Source organism: Vibrio sp. 1S139, from assembly GCF_041439475.1.
Classification (GTDB): Bacteria; Pseudomonadota; Gammaproteobacteria; order Enterobacterales; family Vibrionaceae; genus Vibrio; species Vibrio crassostreae_C.
Map to the genome: position 1 here is coordinate 121,311 of NZ_JBGOOD010000002.1, position 24,213 is coordinate 145,523.

A 24,213-nucleotide genomic window follows, 5' to 3' on the forward strand; every position below is an offset into this window, starting at 1 on the left:
AACTCGGAGTTTTTGACAAGTAATCCTTATATACTCTAAATACACTGCAGCCATTGTAGAGATCCCGAACTCTTTTCGGGTGTGAGATTAAGGAAAACGCATGTTTACAGCTACTGATGTGTTAAAGCCAGAATTCAATGAGCAGTCGCTTGCTGATCTTTGGACGCTTATCTCACCATTATATATGGTGGATGAAACCCAATGGCTAGAGCAACTTCTGCCGCTAGCTACCCCTTCTGAGTCTGAAAAGCAGCAAATTACAGACAAAACGACGTCGTTGATTGAGTCTATCCGTGCGGATAAAACATCTATTCAGATGATCGACGCCTTGTTGCTTGAATACAGCTTAGATACTCAAGAGGGCATCTTGCTAATGTGTCTGGCGGAAGCCTTGATGCGTATTCCTGATTCGGCAACCGCTGATGCGTTGATTCGCGACAAACTTAGCGTTGCGGATTGGAAATCTCACCTGAAGAATTCTGACTCGGTTTTTGTTAACGCATCAACTTGGGGCCTAATGCTAACAGGCAAGGTGGTTGGACTTTCATCTAAAGAGCAGAGTGCAGGTCAAGCGGTTAACCGTTTAGTGAACAAGCTTTCTGAGCCGGTGATTCGTAAAGCGATGCACCAAGCGATGAAGGTGATGGGTCACCAATTCGTTCTTGGTCGCAGCATTGCTGAAGCGCAGAAGAACGGTAAGTCTATGCGTGACAAAGGTTTTACCTACTCATACGACATGCTAGGTGAAGCGGCACTGACCACTGCTGACGCAAACAAATACTTCAAAGATTACCTAATGGCGATTGAAGCCGTAGGTCGAGACACATACGTCTCTTCAAAATCTAGCCCAGCACCGTCTGTTTCTATCAAGCTTTCTGCGCTTCACCCACGTTATGAAGTGGCGAATGAAGACCGCGTACTGACTGAGCTATGCGACACGCTAGAGCAGTTACTGCGCCGTGCGATTGAGCTTGATGTTGCGATCACGATTGATGCAGAAGAAGCGGATCGCCTAGAGCTTTCGCTTAAGTTATTCGAAAAACTGTATCGCAGCGAGCTAGTGAAAGGCTGGGGCAAGTTTGGTCTGGTTATTCAAGCGTATTCAAAGCGTGCGTTACCGGTTCTAGTTTGGCTAAACCGCCTAGCAAAAGAGCAGGGTGATTTGATCCCGCTTCGCCTAGTGAAAGGCGCGTACTGGGACAGCGAAATCAAATGGTCACAACAAGCGGGCTTTACTGATTACCCAGTTTACACACGTAAAGAAGCGACAGACGTAGCTTACCTTGCATGTGCACGTTACCTATTGAGCCCAAGCGTTCGTGGCAATATCTTCCCGCAGTTTGCGAGCCACAATGCTCATACGGTTTCTGCTATTGCAGTAATGACCGATCATAAAGACTTTGAATTCCAACGCTTACACGGCATGGGTGACTCGCTTTACAACCATGCGATGGAAGCTTACCAACAGTCAGTACGTATTTACGCACCGGTTGGCAGCCACAAAGATCTACTGCCATACCTAGTACGTCGCTTGCTAGAAAACGGCGCAAACAGCTCGTTTGTACACCGTCTAGTTGATGCACGTTGCCCTGTGGCAGAGCTGACTCAACACCCAGTCGATATGCTTCTGGCGTTCGATACATTAAACAACACTAAGATTCCTCTGCCTCCAGCGGTATTCCCTGAGCGTAAAAATTCATACGGTGTGAACATTGATATCGAAAGCGAAGCGCATCAGTTTGAAGAGCAAGTAAAAGGCTTCTTAAACAATCAATGGACTGCGGGCCCTGTGATCAACGGCGAATCTCTTGCCGAAAGCATGATCAAGGCTGATCAGAATGTTGAACAAGTAACAGCACCTTACGATCGTCGTATTAGCGTGGGTCAGGTGGCTTTTGCAAACCTTGATCATGTTTCCGCAGCGATCACTGGTGCAGACGCCGCATTTGCTGATTGGAATGCGACATCGGTTGAAACCAAAGCCGCTGCGCTTGAGAAGCTGGCGGATCTGATGGAAGAAAACCTGGCTGAGCTGGTGGCAATTTGTCATCAAGAAGCGGGTAAGACAATTCACGACAGCATTGATGAAGTGCGTGAAGCGGTCGACTTCTGTCGTTACTACGCAAAACAAGCGAACAACCTACAAGGTTTCGAACTAAAAGGTTTTGATGGTCAAACACGAATCGCTTCTCGACAAGGTCGTGGTGTGTTCGTTTGTATTAGCCCTTGGAACTTCCCTCTAGCGATCTTCCTTGGCCAAATTACAGCAGCTTTGGTTGCGGGTAATACGGTTGTGGCTAAGCCTGCCGAGCAAACAAGCTTAATTGCAGCTCGCGCAGTGGAATTGATGAATGAAGCGGGTTTCCCTGCTGGCACGATTCAGTTACTACCTGGTCGTGGTGCTGAGATCGGCAGTGCACTCACCAGCCATGATGCAATTGCGGGCGTTGCCTTTACGGGGTCAACACCAACAGCACAACGTATCAACGTGTCATTGGCAAGTCGTAACGCTAAGCCTGTTCCGTTTATCGCGGAAACCGGTGGTCAGAATGCGATGATCGTCGACAGTACCGCACTGCCTGAACAGGTAGTCCGTGATGTTATTCGTTCGGCATTCGCTTCAGCAGGTCAACGTTGTTCTGCACTGCGTGTGCTTTACATCCAAGAAGACATTGCAGACCGTGTAATTGCATTGATTCACGGTGCAATGGACGAGCTGAGTGTTGGCATTCCACATCTTCATAAAACCGATGTCGGCCCTGTTATCGACCAAAACGCGAAACAGAAGTTGTTGGCACACTTAGAAAACATGACCAATACCCAGAAGAAGGTGGCTCAACTTTCTCTAGGTACGGATTGTGAACATGGTGACTTTGTTCCACCAAGTGCGTTTGAAATCGATGACATCAGCTGCTTGAAAGAAGAACAGTTTGGCCCTGTGCTGCATATCGTACGCTTCAAAGCGAGTGAGTTGACACAAGTAGTAGACCAAATCAACCAAACCGGTTTTGGCCTAACTATGGGTATCCACAGCCGTAACGAAACAACTTATCGTTGGATCGAGAAACACATTCGTGTGGGTAACTGCTACATCAACCGTGACCAAGTGGGCGCTGTTGTTGGGGTTCAACCATTCGGTGGTCAAGGCTTGTCGGGTACAGGCCCTAAAGCGGGTGGTCCTCACTACCTATACCGCTTTACTGATGTTCATTTTTCTCAATCACAAGACAAGGCATAAGGAGCAGTATCATGGTTCATCAAGTGACAGGTTTTTCTGATGCTTTGTTAGCGTGGGAACAATGGAATCTTACCGACTTTGATCATAAGAGTGCTCAGGTACTTTCATTTAAATCAGAGATCGAAAGCCAATCTGCGCCTCTGGCAGCGGTGGCGACTTATCATCTAGAGCAAGCGTCTGCGCTGCTTTCTGAGCATCACCTAATGGCGGGTCCAACGGGCGAAACCAATGAGCTGTATGCCGCAGGCCGCGGTGTGGCTTTGGTGATTGTTGATGATTGCGAAGAGAAGCTGCCGGCACTGCAAACTGCAACAGCGATGATTACTGCAGCACTATTGGCAGGTAACAGCGTTCAATTGTGCAGTGATGACGTGCAGTTCAATACCTTAATTGCTGATGCTGCAAAACAAGCGAATCTACCAACTAACTTAGTACAGGTTTCCTCGTATGACGCTGCTCAACAGCTGCTGTCTTGCGATGTGCGAAGTGCAGGTTACGTGGGTAATTCACAAACGGCACAAGCTATCAATTTACAGCTTGCTAAGCGTGACGGTGCAATCGTCGGTTTAGTGGCTGAAACGGATCTGGCGACAATGAATGTTGCTAATGATCCACACCTATCGCTGCGCTTCATTACCGAGCGTACGCGAACTATAAATATAACAGCCGTGGGCGGTAACGCGACCTTGCTCGAACTTGGAAGCGAAGCTCACTAACCTTCAGTAAAATTGGCTCTAAGCTCCTTTGGTTGTTTCCATTTTTTGGTTTCTCCATTTTTGGATTCAACCCTTAGTGCTTTGGAGCCTGAATACCTAACTCAATGCACTCGCTTGCCTTTACGGTGAGTGTCTTGCATTGAATTAGGCATGGAAGGCTTTCTACAAAATGAGGACTATCAAATGATAGAAAACAGTTTTGCAATAACGACGACGTTCATTGCGTATCTAATTATGATGCTAGCGATCGGTGTTATTGCTTACAAACGTACATCTAACTCAACTGACTACTTCCTAGGTGGTCGTTCGTTAGGCCCATGGCCTGCTGCACTTTCTGCTGGTGCATCAGACATGAGTGGTTGGTTGCTACTTGGCCTGCCTGGTTACGCTTATGCTGCTGGCTTTGAAGCATTCTGGCTTGCTGGTGGCCTACTGGTTGGTACTTGGGCAAACTGGTTAATCAGTGCTAAACGCCTACGTACTTACAGTATTACAACTGAATCACTGACGCTGCCTGAGTTCCTATCTCGTCGCTTCAACGATAACTCTAAGCTGATCCAAACAATTTCTGCTTTCTTTATCCTTTTATTCTTCCTTTTCTACACAAGCTCAGGCTTGGTAGCAGGTGGTAAATTGTTTGAAACGGTATTCGGCCTAGATTACACAACTGCGGTAATCATCGGTACCGTATGTGTGGTTTCGTACACCCTGTTTGGTGGTTTCCTAGCGGTATCTTGGACTGACTTGGTTCAAGGCCTACTAATGTCTGCTGCGCTATTGATTGTACCAATCGCAGCAATGAACGGCGGCCTTGGCCAGTTATCTACTGACCTTCATAACATCAACCCAGAGCTACTCACGCTATGGAATGATGCGAAAGGTGAGCCTCTTTCTGCTATCGCGATCATCTCGCTAGCGGCATGGGGTCTAGGTTACTTCGGTCAGCCACACATCCTTGCTCGTTTCAAAGCAACGCGTAGCAATAAAGACTTAACAACCGCGCGTCGTATCGCGGTGGTATGGACTGCACTGTCTATGATTGGTGCAATGCTGGTTGGTCTTGTTGGTCTAATCTACGTAACGAACTCTGGTGCACCTAAGCTAGACGATGGCGAGAAGATCTTCATGCTTCTTGTGAACGCGATGTTCCACCCAGTAATCGCAGGTATCCTACTGGCGGCAATCCTAGCGGCAATCATGAGTACTGCGGATTCACAACTTCTTGTATCTTCATCTGCAATGGCAGAAGATCTGTATAAGCAAGTTCTGAAGAAAGACGCTACGTCAGAAGAAATTGTTCGTGTAGGCCGTTTCGCGGTTATCCTAATCTCTTTGATTGCACTTGTACTAGCGATGACGCCAGACAGTTCAGTACTTGGCCTTGTGTCTTACGCATGGGCTGGTTTTGGTGCTGCATTCGGCCCAGCTATTGTATTGAGCCTGTACTGGTCTCGTATGAACCGTAACGGCGCTCTCGCGGGTATCGTGGTTGGTGGTGTGACTATCGTACTTTGGAAACAGTTCACGGGCGGTTGGTTCGATGTGTACGAAATCGTACCGGGAATCATCCTATCGACTCTTTCTATCGTTATCGTGAGTCTAATTACGGGCGAGCCTGAAGACGAAGTTAAGAAGCAACACGCTGAGTTCGAGAAGAACCTCGTTGAGCTAGACTAATTTACATTGTAAAAATACCAATGAATTAGCAAAAGACATGAACAATAGAGTCACTTCGGTGGCTCTATTTTTTTATGTGAGTACGACCTTTGTCTTATTTCAAATTAAGTTTATTCGAGGTTTTCTGATATTGAAATGGGGGTTTACAATGTAAATCGAAAGCGAAGGATCTTGAGCGAGAAATGAAAGGTCTGTCTTGTTGGTGGCGTTTGATGTCAAAAAATAAAATAGAAAAATGGCTATTTTTTGAACTTGGCGCTCACTTTTGTCATTAGCTCGGTGAATTGTGGAACCGAATTGGACATGATGTGTCAATTGTCAGTAACCACTAAAGACCTATAGGACAAAGGTATGCCTGATCTCTATTGCAAAGGATGTAAAAAAACAACACTACATAAGTCTATAATGAAACGTTGTGAATCAGAGCCCGAGACAGCTTCTGGCCGTATGATGCAATGGACGTCAAACTATTTAGTGGAAACCTGTACTACGATATGGAAACTCAGCACTTCTGCCGCACGTGCAATTGTCGTTGCGAAACAGGAAGTACTGTACCCCAAATTGGTTTAGCTTAACTTACAGTAAGCGCTCACTAACTTAGATCAAAAAACCTCCGTTTTAGGAGGTTTTTGCGTTTCTATGCGGCTTTGAGTGCTAGCTCGGCAACAATGGCGTCGCCATCAATCTTCACATCCCAACCATAGTTTGAGTATTCATTTGCTAGTGCCTGAGCAACATCTTTTGATACCGTTACGTGTGTCCATGAACCAATACCGTAAGGTTTATATGCGAGTTCTTGCGTTTTCATAATAGAGTCATCCTTTCTCTTTGATAATTCTATTATTCACTTTGGCCTATATCCTTTCTTTCGTTTCCGGCTCAACTTATTTGTTAATCGGGTCATTTCTATAATAATTTGTTAATAACCAGAGTTTGATTTATAAGGTTTCTTATCTATTTGTATGTGTTTATATCTGGCGTGAATATCATCCGTGCATTTAGTTTTTAAATGTGTGAGCGAGGTTTTCTTCGATTGCACTTGGTATGGAATATACTGAGCGGAATTTAGAATGTTTAAGGAATGTTATGTCTCAGCATCAGCTCGATCGTATCGATAAAGAGATACTAAGAATTCTGCATATGAAAGGGCGTTTACCTGTTGTTGAACTGGCAAAACAGGTCAACCTTACGACGTCACCTTGCTCTGATAGACTCAAGCGATTGGAGAAAGAGGGCTACATCACGGGCTATCATGCTGAGCTTTGTTCAGAAAAGCTGGGACTCGATGTTCAAGTCTTTATCCATATCCGTCTCGATCAGACTAGCTTTTCGATCTTCGACAAATTTGCCCAAGCCGTGGAAATGATGCCTGAGGTGGAAGAGTGCTACTCACTGTCGGGTGACTTTGACACCATGATCAAGGTTCGAGTGAAAGACATGAAGGCGTACCAAGCGTTTATGGCAACGAAGTTGGGCACCTTGCCTGGTGTGATTCAGACACGTAGTGAAGTGGTGATTGAAGAGCATAAAAAGGGCTTCGGCGTGAACCCTGAGTTGTTGGCAACTCTAAAATAGTGGCCTAATTTCGCTTACCAACGTGATTTAGATATAAAAAATGGAAGCAATAAGCTTCCATTTTTTGTTGAGCGTCAGATAAAGAGCAACCCGATAAACTTGTTCGCCTTAAAGCGTAATGGCCGCAGAGATTAAGCCAATCACACCACCGAATACACCGCCCCAAACGACCAACCAACCAAGGTGTTTCTTGATCATGGTCTGAACCATCTCTTTAACCAGCTTAGGTGTTAGTTCATTCAAGCGCTGATCGATGATCGCCTCAATGTTTTCTTTGATTTCATCCATCATCGCAGGCGATTCTAGCTCGTCTTTGATGGCATTTTTTACAGAATCACTCTTGCTGATTTCAATCACAGATTCTTGCATCTTCTCAACAAACGGCGCTTTCATTGGCTCTAGTGCTTCTGTGCCACCAAACATTGCCAACATACCGCCAAACTGAGAGTTCTCGATAACATGCACCAGTGAGTCGAATGCAGGGTTAAAGTCGATCTTCTGAATCACAGGCTCTAGATTGAGCGACTTTCCTGTCATCTCGCTGCTTAGGAAGCGGTCGATGTTACTTTCTGTAAAGAATTGCTCCATCATCAGTTGCTTGATGGCTGCCTTGAACTCTTCAAAGCGCGCTGGAATCACTCCAGAACCGTATAGGCCGGGTACTTTCTCGAACAACATGTGAATCGCAAGCCAGTTGGTGATGGCACCAGAAAAGGCGAATAGGCCTGCATAAAGCAAGTATTGGTTTGCTGTCGCATAGCCGCCAGCAAGCAGCGCTAACGCGATAACGTTAGTTAAGACACTTTTGTTCATGGTTGATCTCTAGAAAGAATATTGCGCGCATTTTAAGAAAAAAACGCCAAGAAAAAAACAAAAGGATCGATGAAGTTTATTGGACAGGTAGCAAAGAGCGCCAAATAGCAGGCATAAAAAAGGCTAGCCTCCCCCCGAAGTCTAGCCTTATTCCAGAACGCGCAAGCGAGGCGTCTTTGGTGTTAATGTCATTATATAATTACGACATAACATTCTGCCATGTGTAATTTACCGCTAATAAACAAATTGCTGTGAATCACATCGCACTTTTAAAATAGCACAAAAATTAAGCGTTTGTAGCTTGCTCAAGGTCATCGGCAATGAAGCCACCGGTTTGGTGATTCCATAGCTGCGCATAAATACCATTCTGGTTAATCAGCTCTTGGTGCGTGCCTTCTTCTACGATATTGCCGGCATCAAGCACGATCAGGCGATCCATCGCTGCGATGGTCGACAGGCGGTGTGCAATCGCAATAACCGTTTTGCCTTCCATTAGCTCAATCAAGCTCTCTTGAATCGCTGCCTCTACCTCAGAATCGAGTGCAGAAGTTGCTTCATCGAGAACAAGTAATGGAGCATTCTTTAGAAGAACACGTGAGATAGCCACACGTTGACGCTGACCACCAGAAAGCTTAACGCCACGTTCACCCACTTGAGCATCGTAACCAACGTTGCCAAACGGGTCGGTTAGCGTTTCGATAAACTCATGCGCGTGTGCCTGTTTAGTCGCCGCGTATACCTCTTCGTCTGATGCCTCTGGTCGACCGTAAAGAATGTTGTCTTTGATCGAACGGTGCAGCAGTGAAGTATCTTGGGTCACCATACCAATGTTGCTACGCAGAGAATCTTGAGTAACGCTCGAGATCTCTTGGTCATCAATCAGGATGCGGCCACTTTCTACATCGTGGAAACGCAAAAGTAAGTTAACTAGGGTCGATTTACCTGCACCTGAACGGCCAACCAAGCCCACTTTTTCACCCGGTTTGATGTTGAGGTTTAGGTTGTTGATCACCCCCTTATTCTCACCGTAGTTAAAGCTTACATTGTCGAAGTTGATACCGCCTTGTGGAACCTCCAGAGGCTTCGCGTCTTTCTTGTCTTCAATAGCAATAGGCTTAGACAGAGTTTTAATGCCGTCAATCACGGTACCAAGGTTCTCAAACAGACCACCAATTTCCCACATGATCCATTTCGACATGCCGTTAATACGCAGAGCCAAGCTGACCGCAATCGCGATTGCACCCACGGTGATTGCGCTATCTAGCCATAGGTAGATAGAGATACCCGCAATGCTGAACACCAATAGATAGTTAGCGAATTCCACGCAGATGTTGAAGCCGGTTACCAAGCGCATTTGGCGGTGCACAGTATCTAGGAAGCCTTCCATGCCTTCTTCGGCGTATTCGGTTTCTCTTTTACTGTGTGAGAACAATTTCACCGTCGCGATGTTGGTGTAGCTATCAACAATACGACCTGTCATCAGTGAACGAGCATCCGCTTGCTCTGAAGACACGTCTTTTAGCTTTGGCACGAAGTGCAGTTGAATACCGATGTAAACGAATAGCCAAATCAGCATCGGAGCCATCAAGCGCCAATCTGATTCAGCAAGCATGAACAGCATCGCCGTGAAGTAAACCGTCACGTAGACAAACACATCGACCATCTTGGTCACAGTTTCGCGCACTGCAAGCGAGGTTTGCATCACTTTGGTCGCGACACGTCCGGCGAAGTCATCTTGATAGAAGGACAGGCTTTGCTTCAAAAGGTAGCGGTGTGCTAACCAACGAATCGACATTGGGTAGTTGCCCAGCAAAGTTTGGTGAAGCAATAGCGAGTAAACACTGATCAAGATTGGCATCACAACCAACAGCAGAATACCGAGCCCCATCAATGTCGATTCGTTGTCTGCTAAGAAAGTGTCTGGGTTGCTTGTTGATAGCCAGTCGACCAATTGCCCCATGTAACCGAACAGCGCGACTTCGATGATCGCGATGGTCATGCTCATCAACCCGAGCAAAATCAATGGTTTTTCGAAACCTCGAGTGTAATGGCGGCAGAATGCCAGTATGCCAGTAGGAGGTTGTATCGGCTCTCCCTTTGGAAAGGCTTCAGTAAAGCCTTCAAATTTCTTGTACATAGATTTCCCTTTATAAACTAGTGCATCTATAAGCGACTGCATCGTTGGTGCAGCTTTGTTTTTATGGTCTTGATTCGAAATTTAACTGCCTTAGTTTGAAATTATATAAGCGCCCATGGGTTCTTATCAGCATTAAGTCATTCGATGGATTTTGTTCTAGCGCCTATTTAGGCACTTGGCTTTAAAACACTAAAACTTTGTCTAAGCGATACAGGAAAGGTCCAAAGAGTGTCTTTCATGACGCGTATTTTAGATTGAATTAGACAGGAAAAGTTAAGCTTATTTCAAACGTAATTGATTGTTATGCAACGGTGATAATCCTAACGTTAAATGGATTGAATTGTAATCAAAACTCGTGATGGGCGAGAAAATGGAATCAGAATATTTATCCATAAAGTGACTTAACGAATATGCATACAGTTGGTTCTTTCTGATGTGCTGTTATCTTGCAGTAAAAATTACCGATTAATCTAAGATCTGCAGTAATTGTTTGGGATAAATATTCAAATCAATATTCTTTTCAGTGAATCTTGTCGTAACAAGTTGTTTACAATTCTGAAGTAAATAAAAGATAGGGACGGTTGAAATGTTAAACCTACACAAAAAATCATTTCATATCACTAATGTTCAAAACGCCAATTGCGTTGTTATGGTGCCACCAAAAGAGTTTAAATTTAACGAAGAAACAGCACGTGATAACGAATTTCAGCACAGAGTTAATCTGACCGAAGCTGAGGTGAAAGTAGAAACGATGGCCGAATTTAAAGCTATGGTCGCTTCGTTGCGTAAAGAAGGTGTGCAAGTTGTAGAGTTTGATTACCCAGAATTGGGCGTTGAAACTCCGGATGCTGTTTTCCCAAACAACTGGTTCAGTACCTGTAGTGATGGAAGCTTATTCACGTTCCCTATGGCGTGTGAAAACCGTCAGAATGAAGTTAAGCCAAATGCTCTTATTGAAGCGTTAGAAGCGTCGGGTCGCATTGTTAACCATAGCGAGTCTCTAGAGTCTTACATCGCGCAAGGTTCTTATCTAGAGAGCACGGGCGTGATGGTTATCGACCATATCAACAAGACCATCTACGCTGCGCTTTCTCAGCGTTGTGACCGCGAAGTGTTAGAAGATTATGCGAAGCGCATTGGTTATTCTCGCGTGGTCTCGTTCCAAACGGCATTACCGTCTGGCCAACCGATTTACCATACCAATGTGATGATGGCGATTGGCGATAACTTCTGCGTGATCTGTGATGAAGTGATTCCTGAGTTTGAACGCCGCTTTGTGGTGAAGTCGCTTGCTAAAGATAAGCAGGTTATCTCTATCTCAATTGATCAGATGAACCGTTTCTGTGGCAACATCCTGCAGCTTGAAACCGTGAATGGCGACAAGGTGATCGCGATGTCTCAATCGGCTTACGATGCGTTTTCTCCAGCCCAGTTAGCTCAGCTTTCGACGCATGGAAAACTGCTGCCATTTAACGTGAAAACGATTGAAGACATTGGCGGTGGTTCGGTGCGATGCATGTTGGGTGAGGTGTTTTTACCAACGCGAGTAAATCGTCTGTAACAAGCACTCACTTTCAGTAATGAATCTTTGAATACCACTCTTATCGCAGAGTGGTATTTTTGTTTTTGTCTTTCACATATAAGAGAACAGAGCTCGATACAGGAGTCAACGCGCAAAAGCTAATGGAAATAAGCTATGAAGCGTCCTTAAAAGCTCTGTGTTCGATGAACTGAGCCGATAGTGTTACGACTTCTTTGGAGTAGACAAGCGCCGTGTGGTTGAGTTTGAGGGCGTAAGTATCCGTTGCTCCTCTCAGGTTGGCGTCTTCGAGTGTGACTGTGCCATCGCCTGGGTTTTTCCCCAGTACAATACGTCCAACTCCGGCGTCGTAGGTGCCTGTAATCACGCCAATCGGCACATCAATATCGTAGTCACCCAAGCCATCACTTAAGATCATTTTGCTCGAACCAAATATAAATCCAAGACCATGATTCGAAAGCGTTTTGGCTATGGTTGCCCCATTGTGCGGCGTACCTGCGGTAATAATGCAGGTGTCTGCAAAGTCGGGTTGGTAGAACTTAAAGTAGTGGCGAATCAGCAAGCCACCGAGTGAGTGACCAAAGAAATAGACCTCATCGTACTCATTAAAGCGAGCATTTACGAAGCGATTGAGGCGTTTGGCTGCAGAAGGGAAACGCAGCGAGTTGTAGGCAAACTTGTGCGTTGTAAAGCCGCGTTTTTTGAAGTTTCTATCCAGATATAGCATGATCAACGCAGGCATATATAGACCATGAATTAAAACTATATGCTTGTTTTTATTATTCATTATTGCCCTCCGACTGATGGTGTTTTCAGTATATGGAGTCGCAATTCTAAACTCAACAAAACTTGCTGTGAATGGGACACAATAGACAGAGAGTGTCGTAGTGGCAGTTCGTTATTCTGACCTGACCCCGCCATAAACGTCTATAGTTAATCCCCCTTGTTTGGCATAAGTATTGGGTGTTAGGCCAATGGTTTTCTTGAGGTAACGAATTAGGTGCGGTTGGTCACTAAACCCAAATTGAAAGGCGACGTCCATCCAGTCGATGTCATCCAAATTTCTCTTATACAAGTATTCCAACATAGCTTCGAGTTTGTTCATCGATTGGCACTGTTTTAATGTCAGCCCTGTTACCTTGTTGAAGCTTCTCTCTAATGTTCTTTGCGAGCAAAACAGCTTGTCGCTAAGCTCTGCAATCGGCGTCGAATCAAGTACACCCAACACTTTGTGAGTGATTTCACTGTGTCTATCTGTTTTACCGGTCGATAACCATGGAAGTAGTAAATCATCCAGCTTCTGGCAACAAGCTTCAAAGTCGGTTTGAGCAAGCTTAATCAGTGACATCGTATCGACATCAGAGTTGTTTAGTAAATCTGCAAGGTCGATGGTATTGACGCGATCTAGGCTTGGGTGCGGGCAATCAGGGGTGACTAACGAATACAAAGCACCAACGTGGAACTTGATGCCCAAGTGAATAAACGGCTTCGAGTGATCAAGTTCAATGGCTTTGTGATGGGGCAGCAACAGGTGGCTGCCAACCCCTTGCTCGACTTGCTGCTCTATTGTGTAGTGATACGGCTGATCGCAGGGGGACAGGATTAAATGCGCTGAAGGGTCAGGGTTGAGTATCGGAAACTGATGAGTTTGGGCATCGGGCGTTTTCTCGATAAGCCAGTAGCAATCAATGAACTGAGCGATTTCAGGGGATTTTGGCGACTGTAACCAATTGATCATTCGAACTTCTATTTCTGATGAGTACTTTACCATTATATGTGGATATCGTTGTCTGTGACAGTTTTATCCATACTAAGTGCTTGCGCTTGGCATCTTAGCTTCACTTCACACTGAGTGCGCATGCTCAGTGCGAGGTAAAGCTGAGTTTTCAACTAGCGAAAATCAAACTGTAAGATGCGATGCTTTGATGACAACCCAGCGCGTGTGATAGCTTTTTGCGCGCCAATATTGCTATTTTCTGTTGAACAGATAACTTCCAAATCTTGCTGGTTAGCGTGCTGCTTTAGAAAGTTAAGAACACGCGTTGCTAACCCTTTTCCGCGCTCTTGTTGAGCGACAATCATACCCAGGTCGGCAAACTGTGTTTGATGCTCATCGAACTTACGGCACTCACCGGCTGCGAGAACGCTGCCATTTTCCCAGTAGCCCCATAACTCTTGGCGGGCAATCAAATTGCCGTAGTAGCCGGTTAACCACTCTTTTGGCGCACCAATCGTTGATGAAGCAAATTCGACTAATTGATCGAGTTGTTCTTGCGTCGCGAGAGTCATCTCGATGTCTTCAATACGACCTAAATTACGACTAGAGTTAGCTTCTTGGTCTTGGCAATACATCAAGGAGTTCACCTTAAATGAATGGGTGTTATCCATGCATAGTGACAAGTATTGTGGTTCTGCCGTGCTTACGAATGCGCCTTTCACTTCACCAATCACAGAGCTGTTGTTTTCTACGATTAAGGTAAACAAGTCTTCTATATTGGTGTTGGCTGTTGGTGCTAGGTAGAATTGAAGTAAGTAACCTTCTCCGTTCAATACGCAATACCCCACAAGTTTGTCATCTTCGTAAAAGCCGTAATGGTCAGACATAGGTACAAAGCCAAAATGCCACATGCCATCGAGTGGAGCTGTAGATTCAGCAAAGTAAGCCGTTTTAAGTTCGCTTAAGTCGCTAAGTACTGAGATTTTTTTGATGTCTAACATCGCGTTAATTCCTGTTGTTTCGATTCGGTAGAGTGCGTGGTTGTCATCTTGTTCTCAGGTGCGTCAACGGACGATGAGATAAATTGATTAGCCAAGCCACGTTTCAATAGCAGCAATTGTAGGTGAGTACTCTAGATTGATATTGAATAAAAACGACAGTTTTGAAAGGCGTGTAAGTATTAACAGGAGAGCTTATGTTAATTGAAAGAGGGCAAGATATCTTACCCTCTGTTGAACTTATTGATGTGGAAGTTCAACAGAGGGCGCATTACTTATCTGAGTCTTCAGCTTTGATGAGTTTTGTATCGACAGTTTCACTCTTTAACTCAGGATCAACTAATACCTTTATCACGCCTTTTTGTAGGATCAGGTTATTAGGGTAGGTGATAATGTTGCCCGAACTGTGTCGAAGAATAACATGGAACATGGTGATATCGATGATCACACCGCTGATGTCTTCGTCTTTCTCCGCGACTCTTACTCTGTCGCCAATGCGATAAGGGAAGACGAAAAATATTAGTACGCTGGCTGTGAGGTTACTTAGAATCGACCATTGCGCGAATAAAGCGACACCCAGCACCGCAAATATCGAAGACAAGAACAGAGAAATATCACCAAAACCCAAGTTAAGAACAATCGTAAACACAGCGATGAAGAGTAGAAACAGAACAATATTGAAACACTTAATCACGAACTGCTTTCGCTTCAATTCGACACGCTTATTTTCCGCTAATGTTTCTATCCAGTTCTTACCTAAGCGTTTGATCACCCAATACACAGTGATAAGAAGTAAACCTAAAACTACTTGTCTAAGCCACATATTGGATTGCAAAAACTCAACCATTAAATAAACCTCAATTTTTTCAAAATAACGACCTCTGCCGCTATGACCACGAGCAGCCCAACGCAAAATAGTGGAAATGCTATCGGGTTATCTGTTCCGGGTATCCCAGCGATATTGACACCCAGTAAACCGGTGAAAAACCCAGCAGGGAGGAAAATACCTGCAATGATAGAAAATAGGTACGTATTTCTATTCATTTTTTCAGCTTGTTGCTGACTTAGGCTCGCTAAAAATACATTAATTTGTTCGATGTAAAACTCAACAGACTCGTTAATTCTCAGGATGGTATCAAGGCTGTTCTTTATATGACTGTTGTGCTTACTCAATGGCGCAGGTAGGTCACTCATTAAATCTTCAAAAACGTATTTCTGTGGCTTCAAATAACGCCTTAGTCTGAGTAGCCTTGAATGTAGAGCGTTAATGGATCTTATGTCGATATTGGATGTAGATTCTAACTCGTCAATTAATAGTTCGACGGGTGCTAGGAAGGTTGAAATACTGTGGTTTATTCCACGGATCATGCCCAACAACACATCAGGTAATGATGTAGGGCCTTGGTTTTGTTTGAGATCAGATATCAGATTACTGACCGCTTTTGAAGGAACTTTACGTGTCGATATTAAAGTGCCTTTGTACCATAAGATGCGTAGGCTAAGCATGTCGTCAGGGTTAGCACCTTCGTTTAGATTAATGCCTCGCAGAATCATCAAAAAACAGTCGTGGCCAAATTGTTCGAACCGAGGGCGGGTGTCATCGGTGAGTAATGAATCGATGATGGCATTTGGAACCGTATTACTGTGGAGCCATTCTCTCAAACCGTCAGCATCTCTTTGGCAGTGATACCAAGTTGATTGCTCGAATGAGGCTGGGCTGGTGGTGTGTTCATGTGCCACCCCCTCAGAAAATTGCCAGCTTGAAATTATGAAAGCGTCCATTCATTTGTCCTTAATGATATGACGTAAACATTGATATTATGCGCCATTCAGGCGCGGTATTGAACTGAGCTTAATCGTGGTAAGTTCAATGAGCGATGTGAGTGAGATGAAGTCTAATAAGACATGTTGGTCTTTGGAGTACGACGGACTCTTCCATTATTGTCTCTATTAAATGTAGCTCATTGTTTCGTCGTTATAAATTAGCACTCTGGCTCCATGTTAGCGACGAAAAAAAGAAAAGACCGAGGTCTTTTCTTTTTAGGGGAGGTTGCGGAGAGCTTGCTCAGGCAACTCGAGTTTTCCGATGGTTTACATAAGCAAAAGCACTAGCGACAAGAAGCAAAAATGTCTTGGTTCTCTCGGTATTCTTTGGTTTGCACGTCCATTAGGCCAAGCAAGGAGTCGAACAGGTTATCTTGGGAGAAGCTCTGTTCTTTGCCTGCCTTTCTTAAGCAGGTCTGGTTTATCCCTTTCTGCTCGGCGAAACCATCAGACATCCACATTATCATAGGCACATGGGTTTGCTCTTTCGGTGCCAATGAATAAGGCATGCCGTGTAAGTAGACGCCATTTTCTCCCAATGATTCTCCGTGATCGGAAATGTACATCAGCGCAACATTGTACTTATCGGTGAGTTTCTCTAGCTTCTGAATAGCCTGTGATAGAAAGAAATCTGTGTACAAGATGGTGTTGTCGTAGGTGTTGACCACTTGCTCTTTGGTGCAGTTTTCGATATCAGAACGTGGGCAGTCTGGCACAAACTTCTTATGATCTTCTGGGTATCGCTCAAAGTACGTTGGGCCGTGAGATCCGGCAATGTGATAGAAAATGATGCTATCTTGCTTGAGATCTTGCGTATCTTGTTCGAAGTTCTCTAGCATCGCTGTGTCGTAGCATACGTCGTTATTACACAATGGGTCGCTGTCTTTGGCGATGAGCGTCATCTCTTTGATTCGATGTGCGACCGCCTTATCCCCACCATCATGTTCTCTCCAAATAGAGTGAATGCCCGCGCGGTTCATAATGTCGACCACGTTATCTTGGTTGTAGGCTTTGTCGCGATCATAGTTGCTGCGATTCATGTTCGAGAACATGCAGGGTACTGAAACTGCGGTGGCTGTACCGCACGACTGAACATCAGAGAAAAATATCGGGTTATAAGGCTTGGTATGAGCGTTGGTTTCTCTCTCATAGCCATAATATTGGTAGTTATACACGCGAGCGGTTTCGCCAAGCACAAACACCAATAAGGTCGGTTTGGTTGCCGCTTTTGCTTGTGGCTTGAGTTGAGCATCTAATCCCAATTCTTGATAGGGGATGGGCTGTTTGATGTAGGTGTTATTGATGTATTTGACTGTTGATGCTACATACTCGGTCGGAATGATCATCTTTTTGATGTGCGAGTTATTGCGACCAATCGATACGTAATCTTTGTAGAAAAGCCCGGCAATAATCGCAATGACGATCAAGGAAGAGAGCAAGCCAATCGATTTCCAGACAAAGAAATCCTTCCAAGACTCTTTTTCAAGTTTGGTAAACAACAGGATGAGAGATGGAATACCACCCATAGCCAGTAGCCATAAGATCGAGTGACCACTGATATAGCTGGCTGCTTCACCGCTATTGGTCTCAAACACATTCTCTATCATGCCGTAGTCGACGAATATGCCGTAATTGAACATGCTGTAGCTGACTAAGGTTGAGGTGATCAGCAATAAGATGAAAAACGGCTTAGAGAAAATAGGCCAGTTGAAGACTTGGAAGATGAAATTAAAGGCAGCAAGGAAGAAGATAGGAATGGAGATAAGAAACGCAACGCTTTCAGACTTCGATGCCTGAACAATACTAAACAGTTCTTGGGAGAGAGGTAGATTGACGACAAGCAGATAATACACGGCCAACACAAAAGGCAGCTTGTTTATCGACATGTTAAAGCTTGGTAGATTCATAGGTCTTGTTTTCCTGCGTCTCTTATCCCTTTATTTTAGTCTCGCTACCAAGAAAGCTCTAATATCAACGCATAAAGCTCAGTAAGTAATGGTGAGCGATAAACCGGCTAAAGTGAAATGACGCGATAGTGCGTGTAGAAACAAAAAATTCACTTTACTGAGTGACCTTCATGACAAGGTGGAACAGCAAAGTGAATTAGTATGTTCAGCTTATTCTATGTGGTTCAATCACATTAGAAGTTGTAAGAACCACCGAAGCTAATGCTGTTGAAGGCAAGTGTTTTGTCTTCTTTCTTAAAGCCGTAGTCGTTCTCAACACTCACTGCGTCTGCTTGTGAGATTAGGCGTAGTGTTAGATGTTCGATTGGCGTGTATTCAACACCAACACCAAAGTGGAAACCGGTACCGCTGTCATCATCGTAACCAGCGCTCTTATTTGCGTGTAGGTCAACAGAGCTTAAACCAGCCAATACGAACGGACGAATCGTGTTGTCGAACGTGTAACCTAGGTTTGCTGATACAGAAACAGACGTTGGAGACATTTTTTCTGTACCTTTTTTGTAGTCTGCGTAGTCGTTGTAGCCAAGCTCAACACCAACGATACGGTTGAACTGGTAGCCACCATATAGGTTGTAACCCATGCCGTCTGAGTCTAGGTTGCCTTGACCGTCTGTATCAGAATCTTGGTACACACCAAGGCCGCCACCGATGTACGCACCGCCGTCAGTACCTGCAGCTAAAGCTGGAAGAGAAACTGCGCTGATTAAACCCAGTGCTAATGCTGATTTTGTTATCTTGTTCATTTTTGTTACTCACTCTTAAATGTCATGCCAGTATCAATTATTTTTGTTTTGCGACCTTTCGACCGTTGGTGAGTATTATTCCGTAGTCTTGTACCTATTACTGTATGGCTTTGTAAGTTGAATCGTTACATAGTAGAAAAAATGCTCGTCAGGTTGCGTAGTGAGTTAGGCTGCCAAAAACAAGGAATACACATGCTAATGAAACAAAATACATGTTTGGTGGTTGTGGACGTGCAAGGTAAGCTTGCACGCCTTGTTGATGAGAATGAGACACTTATTTCTAACTGTGGAAAGTTGATTAAGGGCGCACAGGTTTTGGGTCTGCCAATTATTCGTTTGGAGCAGAACCCAGAGAAGCTAGGTGCTACAGTCGACGAACTTAATGACTTGCTGAATGATGCAAAGCCGATACCTAAATTCACTTTCAACGCGTGTGATGAGCCCAAGTTTGTTGAGGCGGTTCAAGCCAAGGATGTAGAGACTTGGTTAGTGTGTGGTATTGAGGCTCATATTTGTGTTTATCAAACCGCAATGGGGTTGTTGGAACTTGGGTACAAGGTTCAGGTAGTTGGCGACTGTGTTAGCTCACGAACGGCACTCAACAAAGATCTGGCAATCCGTCGACTAATGGATGCTGGTATCCAAATCACAGGATTAGAAATGAGCTTATACGAGCTTGTGAAAGACTGCCGCGCGCGTGAATTTAAGCTCATTCTATCCTTGATTCGTTAATCACCGAGAGGCTGTCTATCGCCACCGCCTCGGTAAGAATCGAGCGCAACTTTCAAGCGACGCAGTTTGTCGCGCGAGCGGTTCTTGTGATTGACTGCGATTCCCATAGAAAGCACATCCACTAACGCCAACATAGCGTAGCGAGAAGCCGACGGCTTGTAGATGAAGTCGGTTTCCATATGCTTGATGGGTAACAAGATATCGGCAATTTTTGCTAGCGGTGTATCTTGTGGGGTAATCGCAATGATCTTAAGTCCGTACTGCTTAGCCAGCTCTGCCGTTTCTGTGATCACTGGTGTAAAGCCAGTCGCAGAGATCATCACCATTACGTCATTAGCATCTGCCGTGGCAGCAACCATACGTGACATCAAGCCATCGTTGTACGACACCACTGGGTAGCCTAAACGAAACAGTCGATGTTGCAGCTCTTGAGAAGCAATGGTTGAACCACCACCCATACCAATAGCAATGATCTGTCTGGCGTTATGCAGCCAGCTGACTGCGGTTTCAACGTCTTGCTCTTTGAACAAGGTGCGGTTGATGTCTAGGCTTTGCTTGATCGATTCGTAGATACCTTGATAACCCGTTTGGTCAACCGGTTCGAGGATAAAGCGCTGGCCAACGGTTAGCGTCTGAGCCAACTTAATCTTCATATCACGTACGTTGCTGCAACCGATCGCTTTAGCAAAACGTGTAATGGTGGCTTCACTCACTTGAGCGCTTTCAGCAAGCTCTGTGATGCTGGCATTGGCAGCAAAATCAATGTCGTCCATGATCAGCTTAGCGACTTTTTTCTCTGCATCACGAAGAGCGGGAAAACGCTCCGTTATCTGTGAAATGATATCTACTTCTAAACTCAAGAATCCTGATCCTTTGTTGATGGGGCTAATCGTTATCACCTAGTTATTAAGAACCTAGCTCGTAAGAAGTAAGCTCTTTAGCTTTTTAGCTTTTTAGCCATTTAGCCGTTTAAAACTAAGCGTTAGCCCCGTTAGTATATCTTATTGTTTCGCTGATTCTAGCTTATTGAAAAATCGAACTAGAAGCAGGTTTCCACCCAGTTTGTTACCTGATGGTCGTCATCGCTGATGGCAATGTGGCGCCACTTATCGAAGGTTAAACACGGGTGTGAGGTTGAGAATGCAATCATGTCGCCCACTTCAATTTCAGAAGAGCCGTCCGTTTCAACAAAGGTATGCTGATCCATCACGGCGGTCGCAGTCAGCCCTTTCACAGAGATAGCTTCGCCATTGCGATAGCCGCGTTCGGCAATAGGTAACCCCGCATCAAAGGCCACATCACGCTTGCCTAGCCCAACAACTAGTTTGGTCGGTTCTGGGCGAGAGATTACATACGCCCATACCTCAAGTGCCGATTCCAGATCTCCACCCAATTCGCACGCGTAACCTTGGTTTACTTGGGCACGCTGCAACACCTTGCTTTGAGCGTCTAGGTAGATACCTGTGTCGTGAATCGCGTAACAGCCCGGGCGGATGATCGCCAAGTAATCGGTTAGGTTCGCTAAACATTCTGCAACCACGTCATACCAAGCCGAACCTGCACCAGTGATGATAGGTTGACCGGTAATTAAACCGTCTGATGCGAGGCTTTCGACCGAGGTCAGCGCTTGGTTTAAGAAGGTACGAATGTCTTGCTCGGCATTGTCGCCATGAATCACGCCCTCATACACCTCAATACCCGCTAGCGAAAGTGCAGGCGTATCTTGAATGGTTTGAGCCAGTTCTAAAACTTCTTGAGGTGAACGACAACCACAACGGCCACCCGGAACACCAAACTCGATTAGAGCTTTTAGCGTCTGCTTTTTGTTGGCGAAGTATTGGTTGAGTTGCTGCACGTTTACCGATGAATCCACACAGCAATAGAAATCAACGTCGAACTCACTAATAAGCTGTTCGATGATCGCCATGTTGGTTTTACCTACCAATTGGTTAGCCATGATGATTCTTTTTGCGCCTGCCATTGCTGCAATTTCTGCTTGTGCAGGTGTCGCAACGGTAATTCCCCAAGCGCCATTTTCTAGCTGTTGACGGAAGAAATCAGGCGTCATCGATGTTTTGCCATGTGGCGACAATTTAACCTGATGATGATCGGCGAATGATTGCATCCAATTCAGGTTATTGGTCAACGCTGATTGTTTGATAATTGCTACCGGAAGCGAAATGTCTTCATCAACCAGTCGATAAACACCGTTCTCAGATTGTGATACTGCTCTCCCTTTTTGGCCTTTTTCAGTCAAGATGAAACTATCTTTTTGATACTTTATAACATCTTTTTGTGCAGGGTTATGTTTCATTACTGATTCCTAACATGATTTAAGTGGTTGTTATTTAATGTTTAAATATATCTGTAATGTGTTTTGTGATAGAAACTATCACACAAATTAAAATATTATGTGTGTTTTGTCACTGAAAATAATCGGCTGGATTTCTAATATAGCTCCATCAACAAAGTGGATTGAGAGAGTGAGAAATGTTGTTCGATACGATAATTAAAAATGTAGAGGTGTTTGATGGCACCGGCGAACAATCGTTTTGTGCCGATGTAGCAATCCGAGATGGAAAAATCGCCGAAATTGGCAAAGTCGATCATGAAGATTGTGGCCAGTTGGTTGAGGGAGCAGGCTTAGCATTGGCTCCTGGATTTATCGATGTACATACACATGACGATACCAACGTAATTCGTTACCCAGACTGCCTACCTAAGATCAGCCAAGGTGTGACAACCGTGATTGTTGGCAACTGTGGCATCAGCGCATCGCCAACGGTTTTGGCGGGCGATCCACCAGACCCAATGAACCTATTAGGCGCGCAGGCTGATTTCAAATACCCAACCTTTGCCGCGTATGCACAAGCGGTAGAGCAAGCGCAACCAGCGGTGAACGTAGCAGCATTAGTTGGCCACACTACACTGCGTAACCAAGTGATGGACGACCTGCAACGCACCGCAAGCGAAGAAGAAATCGCGGTAATGCAAAGCAACCTTGATTTAGCGATGGAGCAGGGTGCACTGGGTTTGAGTTCAGGTTTGGCTTACGCAAGCGCGAAACAAGCCAACGCCAATGAAGTGATGCAGTTAGCGAAAGTGCTGTCTAGTCATGGCGGTATCTATACCACGCATATGCGTACTGAATTCGAAGAGATCTTAAGCGCGATGGAAGAAGCGTTTGAGACCGGGCAATACGCGAAAGTACCCGTTGTTATCTCTCACCTTAAATGTGCAGGTGCAGGCAACTGGGGCAGAACTGTTGAAGTGCTTGATTTGATGGACAAGGTTTCTGAGCACCAAGATGTGTCTTGCGACTGCTACCCATACTCAGCGAGCTCTTCGACATTAGATTTGAAACAGGTGACGGACGATTTCGATATCTTCATTACTTGGTCTAAAGCAAAGCCAGAACATGCAGGCAAAACGCTTAAGCAGATTGCTGATGAGATGAACCTACCACTGATGGACGCAGCAAAAGCGCTTCAACCAGCCGGTGCGGTTTACCACTGCATGGATGAGAACGACGTAAAGCGCGTATTGAAATACAAGCTGACCATGGTTGGTTCTGATGGTTTACCAAATGACCCGCATCCACATCCAAGATTGTGGGGCACTTTCCCGAAAGTCTTAGGCCACTACTGCCGAGATGAAAAACTGTTTGCGCTGCCAGAAGCGATTCACAAAATGACCGGAATGTCTGCGAAGCGCTACAACCTCGCGGGAAGAGGTGAGATTCGCCAAGACGCATTTGCCGATTTAGTTTTATTTGATCCAAAGAATATTAAAGACACAGCAACATTTGAAAACCCTATTTCAGTTGCTGAGGGAATCGAAAGTGTATTTGTAAATGGTGAGTTAACTTACCAAAAAGGAAAAGTAAAAAATAATCGTTCAGGCGTTTTTATTTACCGTAATTAGAATTTAATTATTTTATTAAATATACAGTAATAAGAAAACGACGAATTAATTTAAATATATTGGAACAGAACCAATATTATCTATAAAGAAGTGGAGTTAAAAAATGACTATTAAACGTTACGGTGTTGAAGGCGGTACAGGTACAGGCGGACAACATTTACCATTTGCACGCGCAACTGAAGCGGGTGGTTTCCTATACGTTTCTGGCCAGACACCGATGACAGATGGTGAAGTGGTAGAGGGTGGCATTGTTGACCAGTCTCGCCTAGCGATCCAAAACTGTGTCGATATCATGACTGAAGCGGGCTACGGCCTAGAAGACGTAATGCACGTAAAGGTTGTGCTAACGGATTCTCGTTACTTCCAATCTTTTAATAAGGTATTCAAAGAGTTCTTCGGTGCTAACCCACCGGCTCGTATCTGCATGGTCTGTGACCTAGTGGTAGACGTGAAGGTTGAAGTAGATGTGACTTGCTACCGCGCGGATCGCGTTTAGTAATAACCTAATCACAATTACCTACTTAGAGAGTATTAGGGGTTAGTCATCCCTGTTATTATCCTTTAATACTCTCACCCTACATTTATAAAAATTACTTTAATTAAAATAGATAA

At 44.8% G+C, this 24,213-nt stretch carries 21 protein-coding genes; 9 read left to right on the forward strand and 12 right to left on the reverse strand.

What is annotated here, in order from left to right:
- Positions 1-100 precede the first annotated feature (100 nt).
- The 4 genes from putA to ACED46_RS01395 all read left to right on the forward strand — a co-directional run bounded on the left by putA (position 101) and on the right by ACED46_RS01395 (position 6,201).
- Positions 101-3,238 (forward strand): bifunctional proline dehydrogenase/L-glutamate gamma-semialdehyde dehydrogenase PutA, encoded by a 3,138-nt coding sequence (gene putA / locus ACED46_RS01380; protein WP_371720776.1) that lies wholly within the window; start codon positions 101-103, stop codon positions 3,236-3,238.
- Between the two features lie 11 nt (positions 3,239-3,249).
- Positions 3,250-3,954 (forward strand): 1-pyrroline-5-carboxylate dehydrogenase, encoded by a 705-nt coding sequence (locus tag ACED46_RS01385; RefSeq protein WP_048614230.1) that lies wholly within the window; start codon positions 3,250-3,252, stop codon positions 3,952-3,954.
- A 150-nt stretch (positions 3,955-4,104) separates the two neighbouring features.
- On the forward strand, positions 4,105-5,631 hold the full coding sequence (gene putP / locus ACED46_RS01390; RefSeq protein ID WP_170930181.1) for a sodium/proline symporter PutP: 1,527 nt from the start codon (positions 4,105-4,107) through the stop codon (positions 5,629-5,631).
- 405 nt (positions 5,632-6,036) lie between these two features.
- The gene (locus ACED46_RS01395; protein WP_371720777.1) at positions 6,037-6,201 is read left to right on the forward strand and encodes a hypothetical protein; all 165 of its coding nucleotides are present in this window, start codon (positions 6,037-6,039) and stop codon (positions 6,199-6,201) included.
- A 67-nt stretch (positions 6,202-6,268) separates the two neighbouring features.
- Here the strand turns inward: ACED46_RS01395 and ACED46_RS01400 are convergent, their stop codons facing one another.
- Complete coding sequence (locus ACED46_RS01400; RefSeq protein WP_017061196.1) at positions 6,269-6,439, reverse strand: hypothetical protein; 171 nt, start codon at positions 6,437-6,439, stop codon at positions 6,269-6,271.
- Between the two features lie 278 nt (positions 6,440-6,717).
- Here ACED46_RS01400 and ACED46_RS01405 point away from each other — a divergent pair, with 278 nt between their 5' ends.
- The gene (locus tag ACED46_RS01405; protein ID WP_004732526.1) at positions 6,718-7,206 is read left to right on the forward strand and encodes an Lrp/AsnC family transcriptional regulator; all 489 of its coding nucleotides are present in this window, start codon (positions 6,718-6,720) and stop codon (positions 7,204-7,206) included.
- Between the two features lie 108 nt (positions 7,207-7,314).
- On the opposite strand, the gene ACED46_RS01410 is transcribed toward ACED46_RS01405, so the two are convergent.
- Both ACED46_RS01410 and ACED46_RS01415 read right to left on the reverse strand, forming a co-directional pair.
- On the reverse strand, positions 7,315-8,019 hold the full coding sequence (locus tag ACED46_RS01410) for a hypothetical protein (RefSeq protein WP_017065155.1): 705 nt from the start codon (positions 8,017-8,019) through the stop codon (positions 7,315-7,317).
- 286 nt (positions 8,020-8,305) lie between these two features.
- Positions 8,306-10,156 carry an ABC transporter ATP-binding protein gene (locus ACED46_RS01415; protein ID WP_065584473.1) on the reverse strand — a complete coding sequence of 617 codons (1,851 nt, stop codon included), beginning with the start codon at positions 10,154-10,156 and terminating at the stop codon, positions 8,306-8,308.
- Between the two features lie 586 nt (positions 10,157-10,742).
- Between ACED46_RS01415 and ACED46_RS01420 the strand changes: the two genes are divergently transcribed.
- Entirely contained in the window at positions 10,743-11,717 is a 975-nt protein-coding gene (locus ACED46_RS01420) for an arginine deiminase-related protein (protein ID WP_371720778.1), read from the forward strand.
- Positions 11,718-11,850: 133 nt separating this feature from the next.
- On the opposite strand, the gene ACED46_RS01425 is transcribed toward ACED46_RS01420, so the two are convergent.
- From ACED46_RS01425 to ACED46_RS01455, 7 genes are all read right to left on the reverse strand, one after another.
- Positions 11,851-12,483, reverse strand: coding sequence for a triacylglycerol lipase (locus tag ACED46_RS01425; protein WP_017061192.1), 633 nt, complete (start codon positions 12,481-12,483; stop codon positions 11,851-11,853).
- A 111-nt stretch (positions 12,484-12,594) separates the two neighbouring features.
- Positions 12,595-13,434, reverse strand: coding sequence for an AraC family transcriptional regulator (locus tag ACED46_RS01430; protein ID WP_017062012.1), 840 nt, complete (start codon positions 13,432-13,434; stop codon positions 12,595-12,597).
- A 152-nt stretch (positions 13,435-13,586) separates the two neighbouring features.
- Complete coding sequence (locus tag ACED46_RS01435) at positions 13,587-14,414, reverse strand: GNAT family N-acetyltransferase (RefSeq protein ID WP_371720779.1); 828 nt, start codon at positions 14,412-14,414, stop codon at positions 13,587-13,589.
- 268 nt (positions 14,415-14,682) lie between these two features.
- Complete coding sequence (locus ACED46_RS01440) at positions 14,683-15,258, reverse strand: mechanosensitive ion channel family protein (protein WP_017062014.1); 576 nt, start codon at positions 15,256-15,258, stop codon at positions 14,683-14,685.
- Positions 15,258-16,193 carry a CorA family divalent cation transporter gene (locus ACED46_RS01445; protein WP_017062015.1) on the reverse strand — a complete coding sequence of 312 codons (936 nt, stop codon included), beginning with the start codon at positions 16,191-16,193 and terminating at the stop codon, positions 15,258-15,260. The genes ACED46_RS01440 and ACED46_RS01445 overlap by 1 nt, the downstream gene beginning before the upstream one ends.
- Positions 16,194-16,519: 326 nt before the next feature.
- Positions 16,520-18,142: a phosphoethanolamine transferase gene (locus tag ACED46_RS01450; protein ID WP_371720780.1), complete on the reverse strand. Its 1,623-nt coding sequence runs from the start codon at positions 18,140-18,142 to the stop codon at positions 16,520-16,522.
- Positions 18,143-18,375: 233 nt separating this feature from the next.
- The gene (locus ACED46_RS01455; protein WP_136974546.1) at positions 18,376-18,945 is read right to left on the reverse strand and encodes a porin family protein; all 570 of its coding nucleotides are present in this window, start codon (positions 18,943-18,945) and stop codon (positions 18,376-18,378) included.
- 192 nt (positions 18,946-19,137) lie between these two features.
- Between ACED46_RS01455 and ACED46_RS01460 the strand changes: the two genes are divergently transcribed.
- Positions 19,138-19,677, forward strand: coding sequence for a hydrolase (locus ACED46_RS01460; protein ID WP_371720781.1), 540 nt, complete (start codon positions 19,138-19,140; stop codon positions 19,675-19,677).
- Here the strand turns inward: ACED46_RS01460 and ACED46_RS01465 are convergent.
- Both ACED46_RS01465 and ACED46_RS01470 read right to left on the reverse strand, forming a co-directional pair.
- The gene (locus tag ACED46_RS01465) at positions 19,674-20,537 is read right to left on the reverse strand and encodes a MurR/RpiR family transcriptional regulator (protein WP_017062019.1); all 864 of its coding nucleotides are present in this window, start codon (positions 20,535-20,537) and stop codon (positions 19,674-19,676) included. The genes ACED46_RS01460 and ACED46_RS01465 overlap by 4 nt on opposite strands.
- Before the next feature lie 179 nt (positions 20,538-20,716).
- The gene (locus ACED46_RS01470; RefSeq protein ID WP_017067117.1) at positions 20,717-21,991 is read right to left on the reverse strand and encodes an amino acid deaminase; all 1,275 of its coding nucleotides are present in this window, start codon (positions 21,989-21,991) and stop codon (positions 20,717-20,719) included.
- 176 nt (positions 21,992-22,167) lie between these two features.
- Between ACED46_RS01470 and ACED46_RS01475 the strand changes: the two genes are divergently transcribed.
- Positions 22,168-23,601, forward strand: a complete 1,434-nt coding sequence (locus tag ACED46_RS01475) for an amidohydrolase family protein (protein WP_371720782.1) — start codon at positions 22,168-22,170, stop codon at positions 23,599-23,601.
- Positions 23,602-23,704: 103 nt separating this feature from the next.
- The gene (locus tag ACED46_RS01480; protein ID WP_017065166.1) at positions 23,705-24,097 is read left to right on the forward strand and encodes a RidA family protein; all 393 of its coding nucleotides are present in this window, start codon (positions 23,705-23,707) and stop codon (positions 24,095-24,097) included.
- The last annotated feature ends 116 nt before the right edge of the window (positions 24,098-24,213 follow it).

What these genes read in the sequence shown, in the direction of transcription:
- putA (WP_371720776.1), top strand. Translation starts at nt 101, where the DNA reads ATGTTTACAGCTACTGATGTGTTAAAGCCAGAATTCAATGAGCAGTCG.
- ACED46_RS01385 (WP_048614230.1), top strand. Translation starts at nt 3,250, where the DNA reads ATGGTTCATCAAGTGACAGGTTTTTCTGATGCTTTGTTAGCGTGGGAA.
- putP (WP_170930181.1), top strand. Translation starts at nt 4,105, where the DNA reads ATGGAAGGCTTTCTACAAAATGAGGACTATCAAATGATAGAAAACAGT.
- ACED46_RS01395 (WP_371720777.1), top strand. Translation starts at nt 6,037, where the DNA reads ATGAAACGTTGTGAATCAGAGCCCGAGACAGCTTCTGGCCGTATGATG.
- ACED46_RS01400 (WP_017061196.1), bottom strand. Translation starts at nt 6,439, where the DNA reads ATGAAAACGCAAGAACTCGCATATAAACCTTACGGTATTGGTTCATGG.
- ACED46_RS01405 (WP_004732526.1), top strand. Translation starts at nt 6,718, where the DNA reads ATGTCTCAGCATCAGCTCGATCGTATCGATAAAGAGATACTAAGAATT.
- ACED46_RS01410 (WP_017065155.1), bottom strand. Translation starts at nt 8,019, where the DNA reads ATGAACAAAAGTGTCTTAACTAACGTTATCGCGTTAGCGCTGCTTGCT.
- ACED46_RS01415 (WP_065584473.1), bottom strand. Translation starts at nt 10,156, where the DNA reads ATGTACAAGAAATTTGAAGGCTTTACTGAAGCCTTTCCAAAGGGAGAG.
- ACED46_RS01420 (WP_371720778.1), top strand. Translation starts at nt 10,743, where the DNA reads ATGTTAAACCTACACAAAAAATCATTTCATATCACTAATGTTCAAAAC.
- ACED46_RS01425 (WP_017061192.1), bottom strand. Translation starts at nt 12,483, where the DNA reads ATGAATAATAAAAACAAGCATATAGTTTTAATTCATGGTCTATATATG.
- ACED46_RS01430 (WP_017062012.1), bottom strand. Translation starts at nt 13,434, where the DNA reads ATGATCAATTGGTTACAGTCGCCAAAATCCCCTGAAATCGCTCAGTTC.
- ACED46_RS01435 (WP_371720779.1), bottom strand. Translation starts at nt 14,414, where the DNA reads ATGTTAGACATCAAAAAAATCTCAGTACTTAGCGACTTAAGCGAACTT.
- ACED46_RS01440 (WP_017062014.1), bottom strand. Translation starts at nt 15,258, where the DNA reads ATGGTTGAGTTTTTGCAATCCAATATGTGGCTTAGACAAGTAGTTTTA.
- ACED46_RS01445 (WP_017062015.1), bottom strand. Translation starts at nt 16,193, where the DNA reads ATGGACGCTTTCATAATTTCAAGCTGGCAATTTTCTGAGGGGGTGGCA.
- ACED46_RS01450 (WP_371720780.1), bottom strand. Translation starts at nt 18,142, where the DNA reads ATGAATCTACCAAGCTTTAACATGTCGATAAACAAGCTGCCTTTTGTG.
- ACED46_RS01455 (WP_136974546.1), bottom strand. Translation starts at nt 18,945, where the DNA reads ATGAACAAGATAACAAAATCAGCATTAGCACTGGGTTTAATCAGCGCA.
- ACED46_RS01460 (WP_371720781.1), top strand. Translation starts at nt 19,138, where the DNA reads ATGCTAATGAAACAAAATACATGTTTGGTGGTTGTGGACGTGCAAGGT.
- ACED46_RS01470 (WP_017067117.1), bottom strand. Translation starts at nt 21,991, where the DNA reads ATGAAACATAACCCTGCACAAAAAGATGTTATAAAGTATCAAAAAGAT.
- ACED46_RS01475 (WP_371720782.1), top strand. Translation starts at nt 22,168, where the DNA reads ATGTTGTTCGATACGATAATTAAAAATGTAGAGGTGTTTGATGGCACC.
- ACED46_RS01480 (WP_017065166.1), top strand. Translation starts at nt 23,705, where the DNA reads ATGACTATTAAACGTTACGGTGTTGAAGGCGGTACAGGTACAGGCGGA.